The organism is Novosphingobium sp. SG754, from assembly GCF_013149315.1.
GTDB classification, from domain to species: Bacteria; Pseudomonadota; Alphaproteobacteria; order Sphingomonadales; family Sphingomonadaceae; genus Novosphingobium; species Novosphingobium capsulatum.
On record NZ_JABGCC010000009.1, the window covers coordinates 97,300 to 106,756 of the forward strand.

The 9,457-nt window shown below is 66.7% G+C and carries 8 protein-coding genes and 1 tRNA gene; 5 read left to right on the forward strand and 4 right to left on the reverse strand.

Annotation, left to right across the window (positions count from 1 at the left end; all coding sequences use genetic code 11):
• The first annotated feature begins 41 nt into the window (after window positions 1-41).
• A complete protein-coding gene (locus FHW97_RS18715) occupies window positions 42-1,817 on the forward strand; it encodes a bifunctional UDP-sugar hydrolase/5'-nucleotidase (RefSeq protein ID WP_253941878.1) in 1,776 nt (591 codons plus the stop codon).
• 71 nt (window positions 1,818-1,888) lie between these two features.
• A complete protein-coding gene (locus tag FHW97_RS18720) occupies window positions 1,889-2,299 on the forward strand; it encodes a DUF983 domain-containing protein (RefSeq protein WP_062788054.1) in 411 nt (136 codons plus the stop codon).
• Here the strand turns inward: FHW97_RS18720 and FHW97_RS18725 are convergent.
• Together FHW97_RS18725 and FHW97_RS18730 are read right to left on the reverse strand one after the other, a co-directional pair.
• On the reverse strand, window positions 2,296-2,616 hold the full coding sequence (locus tag FHW97_RS18725) for a hypothetical protein (protein WP_022675457.1): 321 nt from the start codon (window positions 2,614-2,616) through the stop codon (window positions 2,296-2,298). The genes FHW97_RS18720 and FHW97_RS18725 overlap by 4 nt on opposite strands.
• A 119-nt stretch (window positions 2,617-2,735) precedes the next feature.
• Window positions 2,736-3,419 (reverse strand): glutathione S-transferase family protein, encoded by a 684-nt coding sequence (locus FHW97_RS18730; RefSeq protein ID WP_022675456.1) that lies wholly within the window; start codon window positions 3,417-3,419, stop codon window positions 2,736-2,738.
• 106 nt (window positions 3,420-3,525) lie between these two features.
• On the opposite strand from FHW97_RS18730, the gene FHW97_RS18735 reads away from it, so the two are divergent.
• The 3 genes from FHW97_RS18735 to FHW97_RS18745 all read left to right on the forward strand — a co-directional run bounded on the left by FHW97_RS18735 (window position 3,526) and on the right by FHW97_RS18745 (window position 7,865).
• A complete protein-coding gene (locus FHW97_RS18735; protein WP_168353062.1) occupies window positions 3,526-4,305 on the forward strand; it encodes a universal stress protein in 780 nt (259 codons plus the stop codon).
• Between the two features lie 107 nt (window positions 4,306-4,412).
• On the forward strand, window positions 4,413-5,180 hold the full coding sequence (locus FHW97_RS18740) for a class I SAM-dependent methyltransferase (RefSeq protein ID WP_168353063.1): 768 nt from the start codon (window positions 4,413-4,415) through the stop codon (window positions 5,178-5,180).
• Window positions 5,181-5,549: 369 nt separating this feature from the next.
• Window positions 5,550-7,865 carry a CDC48 family AAA ATPase gene (locus FHW97_RS18745; RefSeq protein ID WP_168353064.1) on the forward strand — a complete coding sequence of 772 codons (2,316 nt, stop codon included), beginning with the start codon at window positions 5,550-5,552 and terminating at the stop codon, window positions 7,863-7,865.
• A 43-nt stretch (window positions 7,866-7,908) separates the two neighbouring features.
• On the opposite strand, the gene FHW97_RS18750 is transcribed toward FHW97_RS18745, so the two are convergent.
• Window positions 7,909-9,183 (reverse strand): MFS transporter, encoded by a 1,275-nt coding sequence (locus FHW97_RS18750; RefSeq protein WP_370525471.1) that lies wholly within the window; start codon window positions 9,181-9,183, stop codon window positions 7,909-7,911.
• Between the two features lie 180 nt (window positions 9,184-9,363).
• Window positions 9,364-9,440, reverse strand: a tRNA-Met gene (locus FHW97_RS18755).
• Window positions 9,441-9,457: the final 17 nt, after the last annotated feature.

The following is a 9,457-nucleotide window of genomic DNA, read 5'->3' on the forward strand; positions in this document are numbered from 1 at the left end:
CGTTGCTGAAAGCCGCCGCCTTGACCAAGCCGCTTTTCCCTTTGTTTCCACGCATTACCCTGCGTGGCACGATCCTCTCCTCGTTCCTGGCCCTGGCGGCCTGTGCTGGCCAGCCAACCCGCGTGGTGCAGGCTCCGGCCGCTGCGCCCGCCCCGCACCTGGTCACCGTCGGCATTGCCGCGTTCAACGATTTTCACGGCCAGCTCGAACCGCCCCACCAATCGGTGCTGGTGCCCGATGACCATGGCGGCACCGCCCAGGTTCCCGCCGGCGGCGCGGCGTGGCTGGCCAGCGCGGTCGACAGCGTGCGCAACCGCTATCCCAACCATCTCACGCTCTCGGCCGGCGACATGATCAGCGCCAGCCAGGTGGCCTCCTCGCTCTATCTCGACGAGCCGTCGATCGGGGTGATGAATCGCATCGGCGTGGATTTCAACGCCGTCGGCAACCACGAATTCGACCGCGGCCGCGATGAACTGCTGCGCATGCAGAATGGCGGCTGCACCCAGTTCACGGCGCACAAGCCATGCCAGCTCGAACCCTTTCCCGGCGCCAGCTTCCGCTATCTGGCGGCCAGCACGGTGGACAAGGATGGGCACACCCTGTTCCCAGCCACCGGCCTCAAGACGTTTGGCAGCGGCGCCGACAAGGTGACCGTGGGCGTGATCGGCCTGACCACGCGCACCACGCCCACGCTGGTCAATCCCGCCGGTATCGCCGGGCTGACGTTCGAAGACGAAGCCGCCACGATCAACGCCCAGGTGCCCCGGCTCAAGGCCGCCGGGGCCGATGCCATCGTCGTGCTGATCCACGAAGGCGGCAAGCAGCAGGGCAATCCCGATCCGCAGGGCTGCAACGGCATGTCGGGCGCGATCCTCGATATCATCAAGCGGCTGAACCCGGGCGTTGACCTGATCGTTTCGGGCCACACCCACGCGGCCTATATCTGCCAGTTCCCTGCTGCCGGCGCGGCGCATCCCCTGCTGCTGACCAGCGCCGGGCTCTACGGCGAGATGGTCACCGACATTGCCCTGCAGATCGATCCGGCCACGCACAAAGTGATGACGGTCCAGGCGCACAACGTCATCGTCCAGTCCGATCCCTATCAATCGGCCACGCGGCTGGTCGGCCACGATGATCGCTTCCCGGTCTTTGCCCCGCGCCCCGATGTCGCCGGTTATGTCCAGCGCTATGTCGATGCGGCCAAGGTCTATGCCGCCAAGCCGGTTGGCCACTTGTCCGGCCCGGCGCAGCGCGGCGAGAACGGCGCGGTGACCACCGGGGGCACGCTGGGCAATCTGATCGCGGATTCGCAACTGGCCGCAACCCGCAGCGCCGGCGCGCAGCTCGCCCTGATGAACCCCTTCGGCATCCGCACCAGCCTGGTGCCGGCGGCCGATGGCACGGTGACGTTCGGCGATATCTACCGCGTCCAGCCCTTCGGCAACACGCTCGTCACCGAAACGCTCACCGGTGCGCAGCTCAAGGCCGTGCTGGAGCAGGGGGTTGACGAACAAGGGCCCAAGCAGGGCCTCGCCGTATCGGCCAACGTGCGCTTTGCCATCGACCTGGCCCGCCCCGTCGGCGCGCGCGTGGTGGGCCTGACGGTCAACGGCAAGCCGGTCGCGCCTGCCGCCACCTACCGCGTGACGGTCAACAACTTCCTCGCGCTGGGGGGCGATACCTTCACCGACCTGGCCGACAAGCCCGACGCGGTAACCGGCATGACCGATCTTGACGCCCTGCAGGCGTGGATCGCCGCCGTCCCGGTGCGCCAGGTGCCGTCAGAGGATCGCGTCACTCTGGTTGCACACTGATTACCTGCCCACTCACTGGTTGCAGCGCCGTCGCCACAGTCCTAGGCATCAAGCCAAGGGAGACACGGGCGATGGCGCTGCTGGATAATCCGAAATTCCGCTGGATCTTGCGTTGCGGGTGGAAAGGGCTGTGCCCGCGCTGCGGCAAGGCCAGCATGTTCGATGGCTGGCTCAAGCTGGCACAGCGCTGCCCGGCCTGCGACCTAGACCTCAGCTTTGCCCGGGCAGACGATGGGCCGGCGTTCTTCGCCCTGTGCCTCACCGCCTTTCCCCTCACCTTCTTCGCGGTCTGGCTCGAAGTGGCGTTCAGCCCGCCCTGGTGGGTCCACCTGCTCACCTCGGTGCCGATCCTGGCGGTTGGCTGCCTTGGCTCGCTGCGCCCGTTCAAGGGCTGGCTCGTTGCCTCGCAATACGTGAACAAGGCCACCGAGGCCGGCACCGAGGGCCTGTGGGCGCGCATGGAAAAGCGCGAAGAGCCCTAAGCGCCTGGGCGTTGCGCCGGCTGGCTCGGCCGGCTGGCGCTGGCCTTTGCATCGGGCACGCGACACGCCGTGCAGCGCCGCCAGCACACCAGCCCGGGCATCATGTCACGCGGCGCCTTGCCCGGTTCGGGATAGAGCCCGGCCATGATCTCGGGCGCAATGCCCTCGGGCGCGGCGCGGTTGTGGCACATCAGACAATTGCGCCGAAAGCGCTCACGCGTCAGCCCGGAATGGTCTTCTGCCACCTGTGCTGTCGATGGCGCCGGTGCGGCTTGCTGTGCCCTCGCCACGCCGCCCGCCAGAACCAGAGCCACCATACCCGCGCCAAGCCACCATCGCCGCCGCATCATCGCCCCCTTCACCCGGCCCCCACGCCGTTCACGTTGGCGATCCTTTCATCACAGGCCTGGGCGATCAAGAACTGCGTGTCGCAGGCTCAGCCCTGGCGATAATCCGCCAGGATCACGCCGGCCTGCGCCAGTTCGGCCTCGTGGCTTTCCTCGCGCCAGGTTTCGGCCAGGGCCTGCCGTTCCCAATCCAGCATCGCCGGGTGGACCAGGATATGGTCCACCCAGGCCTGCCCGCGCCCCACGTCAAGGCCATAGGTGCGGATGCGGAACGCCACGGGGGCAAAGAACGCGTCCATCGCGCTGAACGCCGCCCCGGCCAGCCACGGGCCGCCGAACCGATCGAGTCCTTCCTCGAACAGTGCGCGCACGCGGGCCACGTCGCGCACCAGTTCGGCGCGCATCGGCACCGGGCGCACCCGCACACCCACGTTCATCGTGCAATCGTTGCGCAAGGCGGCAAAGCCGCCGTGCATTTCGCAGACCGCGCTTTGCGCAAAGGCGCGCGCGGCTCCCGCCTCGGGCCAGACACCGCCATGGCGATCGGCAAGATAGAGCGCGATGCCCAGCGAATCCCACACCGTGGTGTCCCCATCGATCAGCACCGGCACCTGCCCAGTGGGCGAAAAAGCGCGAAATTCCTCGTAGTTCACCGGCTTGGCAAACGGCTCGATCCGGTCGGCAAACGCCACGCCCAGCGCCTTCATCAGCAGCCAGGGCCGCAACGACCAGCTGGAATAGTTTCGGTTGGCGGTGATCAGGGTATAGGTCATGGCCGGCGCCCCTTTTCGCAGGAAATCCACGCCGGTTGATTCAGGTCATGGCGCTGCGGCTTCCCGGTGCCACACTGCGGGCATTGTTGGAAGAAGGAGGATCCCCATGCGCTCCATTCTCTGCCCGGTCGACGGCGCCAAGACGCTCGATGACCGCCTCGAAACCGCTCTGGCCCTGGCCCGCGTCACCAACGGCCATGTCTGCGTACAGATCGCCAGCCCCTTTGCCGAAATGGCAGTGTGGGAGCCGTTCGGCGGCGCGGCGCTCACAGCCGAAGTGATCGCCCAGGTGCGCGAGGAAGACCGCGCCCTGGCCGAGAAAGTCGATGCGCGCCTGGCGCCGCAAGACGTGCCATTCGACGTGATGGAAACCGCGCAGGCGCCGATCCCCGCCGCCTATGCCAGCGCCCGCTTTGCCGATGTGGTCGTCACCAGCCTGGCCGATCCGCTGGTGGAGGAACTTGTGCTCGGCGTGCGCAGCCCGGTGCTCGCCGTGCCCAAGGGGGCGCCGCTGGTCGATTTCACCGGCCCGGCCATGATCGCCTGGGATGGCGGGATCGAGGCAGCTCACGCCATGCGCGCCGCCTTGCCGCTGCTCACCCGCGCCAGCATGGTCCATATCGTGGCGGTCGAGGAAAAGCCCGACGCGCTTCCGGCGCTCGATGCAGCAGCCTACCTGTCGCGCCACGGCATTCATGCCGAAACCCATGCAATCCAGGCCGCCGGGCCGATCGCCGCCACGCTGGTCGATACCGCGCGGCGGTTGGGTGCGGGGCTGATTGTCATGGGCCTGTTCGGCCGCAGCCGGCTGCGCGAATTGCTGCTCGGCGGCGTGTCGCGCGCCATGCTCGACAATTCCACCGTGCCGCTGTTGCTGGCGCACTAAGGCAAACATTGTTTGCGGCCGGGCACTTGCCCGTTCGCGCCGCTCTGGCATGATCACACCCAAGGTGGTGGCACAGGGGCTGCCGCCAACCTTGGGAGTTCATGCCGATGCGCCGCCACCGTTTTCTCGCCTCACTCGCCCTGGGCATTGCCCTCGCCGCCACGGGCGCTCACGCGGCTGCCGCGCCGGCAGCGCCTGCTGCCATCACCAAGGCCCTGGCCGATCCGGCGCGCAGCGCCGCCAACCGCGCCCTCGATGAAAGCCGCAAGCCGGCCGAAATCCTGGCCTTTGCCGGGTTCAAGCCCGGCCAGGTCGTGGCCGATTGGGGCGCCGGCGGCGGGTATTATTCCGAACTGATCGCCGATGTCGTCGGCCCCAAGGGCCGTGTCTATGCCCTGGCCAATCCCGCCTATCTCAAGCCCGGCACGCTCGACGCCGTGGCCAAGGCGCATGCCAACGTGCTGATGCTCGTTACCCCGCCTTCCGCCATGACACTCGCGCCGGGCAGCCTCGACGCGATTTTCGCCCACCTCGAATTTCACGATCTCTATCTGCCGGCGGCGCATGGCAGTGCCACGCCCGCCCGCCCAGTGGCCGCCACGCTGGCCAATTGGTTTGCCGCGCTGCGTCCCGGTGGCACCGTGGTGATCGTCGATCACGTCGGCATGGCTGGCGCCCCCGCCACCGTTGCCGATACGCTCCACCGCATCGATCCTGCCCAGGTCAAGGCCGACATGCTTGCCGCCGGCTTCGTGCTGGATGGTGAAAGCAGCGTATTGCAGCGCAACGACGATCCGCACACTGCAATCGTTTTCGATCCCGCCTTGCGCGGAAAGACCGATCGCTTTGCCTTGCGCTTTCGCCGGCCTGCCTGACATTCGGCAGATAGTTGCGCAAAACGCAATTCATATTTCATCTTTCGCATTTGCACAAAACAAGGATGCAAGGCATACAAATCCTGCCTTTCAGGCATCCTCTCCCAAACTTCCAAAGGCCTGGCTGGCAACAGCCGGGCCCTTTTTTTGCTCTGTGCCTGTGCCGGCGCCAGCACCCGGCTTGCCATCCCGCCAAAACCCCAGCACCATCGCGCTCGATCACTCCCGAGAACGAAAGCTGCGGCCTGGCGTTTGAAAACCGTGGCACGCAATCCTAGCTAGGGTGCAAGCGGGGCAGATCTGCCCCGATCCGCAAACCTCCCGAGGCGCCATGCCACATGCGCAACGCCGAGGGTGAAAAGAGGGCCAATGGCAGAGGCAGCAACTTTGGGCGAAAATCGCATCGCCCGTCTTCAGGTCGCAGGCGCCAGGCAAGAGGAATCCGGCCACGGCATCGCCCGCATCAGCCGTGCCGTGATGGGCACGCTGGGCGTAACCGAAGGCGACGTCATCGAAATCATCGGCAAGCGCAGCACCGCCGCGCGCGTGATGCTGCCCTATCCCGAGGATGAAGGGCTCGAACTGATCCGGCTCGACGGCCTGCAGCGCGCCAACGCCGATGTCGGCTCGGGCGATCATGTCGAGGTGCGGCGGATCGATTCCCGCCCGGCCCAGCGCGTGGTGTTTGCCCCGGCGCAGCGTGATCTGCGCCTGCAGGGGCCAGCTGCCGCGCTCAAGCGCAACTTTGCCGGGCGCCCGCTGCTCACCGGCGATCTGGTCGCGACGGCGGGGCAGCAGCAGGTCAACCGGGGCGACATGCCTGCCCAGTTGCGCCAGATGCTCAATGCTCCGGCCTTCGCGCTGACCCAGATCCGCCTCACCGTCGTCTCCACCGTGCCCAAGGGCGTGGTGCACATCGACGAGAGCACCGAGGTGGAACTGCGCGCCGAATACGAAGAGCCGCGCAGCAGCCGCGCCGACGTCAACTATGACGATGTCGGCGGCATGGGCGACACCATCCGCCAGTTGCGCGAGATGGTCGAACTGCCGCTGCGCTATCCCGAACTGTTCACCCGCCTGGGCGTCGATCCGCCCAAGGGTGTTCTGCTGCATGGCCCGCCAGGCACCGGCAAGACCCGCCTGGCCCGCGCTGTGGCGAACGAAAGCGACGCCAGCTTCTTCACCATCAACGGCCCGGAAATCATGGGCTCGGCCTATGGTGAAAGCGAAAAGCGCCTGCGCGAAGTGTTCGAGGAAGCGACCCAGAACGCGCCCTCGATCATATTCATCGACGAGATCGATTCGATCGCGCCCAAGCGCAGCCAGGTTTCCGGGGAAGCGGAAAAGCGCCTCGTCGCGCAGCTGCTCACGCTGATGGACGGGCTGCACAGCCGCTCCAACCTTGTCGTCATCGCCGCCACCAACCGGCCTGACGCGCTGGATGAAGCACTGCGCCGCCCCGGCCGCTTTGACCGCGAGATCGTCGTCGGCGTTCCCGATGAACCTGGCCGCCGCGAGATTCTCGGCATCCACACGCGCGGCATGCCGCTGTCCGAGGATGTCGACCTGCGCGAACTCGCCCGCACTACGCACGGCTTCGTCGGGGCCGACTTGGCCGCACTCGCCCGCGAGGCGGCGATCGAGGCGGTGCGCCGCATCATGCCGCGTCTCGATTTCGAACGGCAGACGATCCCGCCCGAAGTGCTCGACAACCTACGCGTCGTGCGCGACGATTTCCTCGAGGCGCTCAAGCGCGTGCAGCCTTCGGCCATGCGCGAGGTCATGGTTCAGGCCCCCACCATCGGCTGGTCCGATGTCGGTGGGCTCGACGATGCCCAAGCCAAGCTCAAGGAAGGCGTCGAACTGCCGCTCAAGACGCCCGAGGCCTTCCACCGCCTCGGCATCCGCCCGGCCAAGGGCTTCCTGCTCTACGGCCCCCCTGGGACCGGCAAGACCCTACTGGCCAAGGCCGTCGCCAAGGAAGCCGAAGCCAACTTCATTGCAATCAAGTCGTCAGACTTGCTCAGCAAGTGGTTTGGCGAAAGCGAGCAGCAGATCGCCCGCCTGTTTGCCCGCGCCCGCCAGGTCGCGCCGTGCGTAATCTTCATCGACGAGATCGACAGCCTCGTTCCGGCCCGCGGCACGGGTGTCGGCGAGCCGCAGGTCACGGCGCGCGTGGTCAACACCATCCTGGCCGAGATGGACGGGCTGGAAGAGCTGCAGTCGGTCGTGCTGATCGGCGCGACCAACCGGCCCAACCTGGTCGATCCTGCGCTGCTGCGGCCGGGCCGGTTCGATGAACTGGTCTATGTTGGCACGCCCAGCCTGGAAGGGCGCGCGCATATCCTCGGGATTCATACCGGCGCCATGCCGCTGGCGGCCGATGTCGATCTGCTCGATGTCGCCCGCCAGACCGCGCGGTTTACCGGTGCCGATCTCGAAGACGTGGTGCGCCGCGCTGGCCTCAACGCCATCCGCCGCGCCGGCGGCAATGTGCAATCGGTCAATGCGGCGGATTTTGCCGATGCACTGGCCGATTCCCGCGCCACGGTGACCGAAGAAATGGAGGCGGAATACGCCCGGATGAAGGGCGAACTGAAGAAGCGCGCCGTAGAGCCGAGCCCGACCATCGGCTTCCTGGCGCCGGGCATGGTGCAATCCACCCGCGAAACCAAGCACGGCTGAAACGAAAAAAGCCCCTCGCTGACAAGGCAGCGAGGGGCTTTTCTCATGATTCGGGCAGAAGCTCGTCAAAGCGCCGCACCCGCTTCAGTTCGGGAAACAGCCGTCCCCAGGCCAACGCGATCGCCACTGCGCTTACTCCGCCAAATACCACCGAGCCAACCGGCCCCAGGATCGCCCCGACAACGCCGCTTTCCATCTCACCCAGTTCGTTGGACGCAGTGATGAACAAGGCCGATGTCGCTCCCACGCGGCCGCGCATGGCGTCGGGCGTCACCACCTGCACCAGCGTCTGCCGCACATAGACCGAAATCATGTCGGCGGCGCCGGCCAGGGCCAGCATCGCCAGCGACAGCGGCAACCAGCGCGAAATGCCAAACACGGCCGAGGCTATCCCGAACAGCGCCACGGCCGCCAACATCTTGGGGCCCACGCCATTTTCCACCGGGCGCCACGACAGCCACAGCGCCGTCGACACCGCCCCGACCGACGAGGCTGAGCGCAGCAGGCCAAGCCCGCTCGGCCCCACATGCAGGATATCGCGCGCATAGACCGGCAGCATGGCAGTTGCCCCGCCCAGCAGCACGGCAAACAGATCCAGGCTGATCGCACCCAGCAGCATGCGGCTGCGCGCCACATAGCGCAGCCCTTCCAGGATATGCGCCAGGGGTTTGCCGTTGGCCATCGGGCGATTGGCACCATGTGGCCCGATGGCGAGTTGCGCCACCAGCGCCGCGCCAAGCAGGGCCAGCGTCAGGCCATAGGCAAATGCCGGCGCCACGCCATAGGCAAAGCCACCCAAGACCGGGCCCACAATGCCGCCGATCCGGCCAGCGATGGCACTGACGGCAATGGCGCGCGGCAGGATTTCTACCGGCACCAGCGCCGGGGCCAGCGCATTCATCGCCGGGGCATAGAAACCACGCCCGGCAGCAAACCCTGCTGCCACCAGGTAGAACACCGGCAGATCGGCCCGGCCCATGGCCTGCAATGCCACCAGCACGCCCACGGCCAGCATCTGCACCAGCAAGGCCAGGCGCACCACCAGGCGGCGATCGTGGCGGTCGGCCACCAGGCCGGCGAAAGGATTGATCAGCAGCACCGGCAGGAACTGCGACAAGCCGATCAGCCCGATTCGCAGCGAAGCCGCTTTCATGTCCATCGACAGACGTGCCACATCATAAACTGCCCAGCCCAGCACCACGACCAGGTTGCTCTGCGCGAGCATCGCGCAGATGCGCGCGATCCAGAAATGGCGAAAGGCGGGAATGGACAGCGGATGCGTGGCAGGCGCCACGCGGGGCTGGATGGACAAGGACACGTTGCAATAATCCAGGTGGCTGCTCGGGCACGGTCGCCCACGCCGGCGCCTAGCACCAACGGCCTGTGTCCGGGATACGATATTGCAGGCGCGACCTGTCAGGCTGCGCAATTTTGACCTGCGCCAGACACAAAAAAGCCGCCTCGGGTATTCCTGAGGCGGTTTGGCATGATTGAGAGATGGTTGCGGGGGCAGGATTTGAACCTGCGACCTTCAGGTTATGAGCCTGACGAGCTACCGGGCTGCTCCACCCCGCGATGCGCTGCGGCCCCGT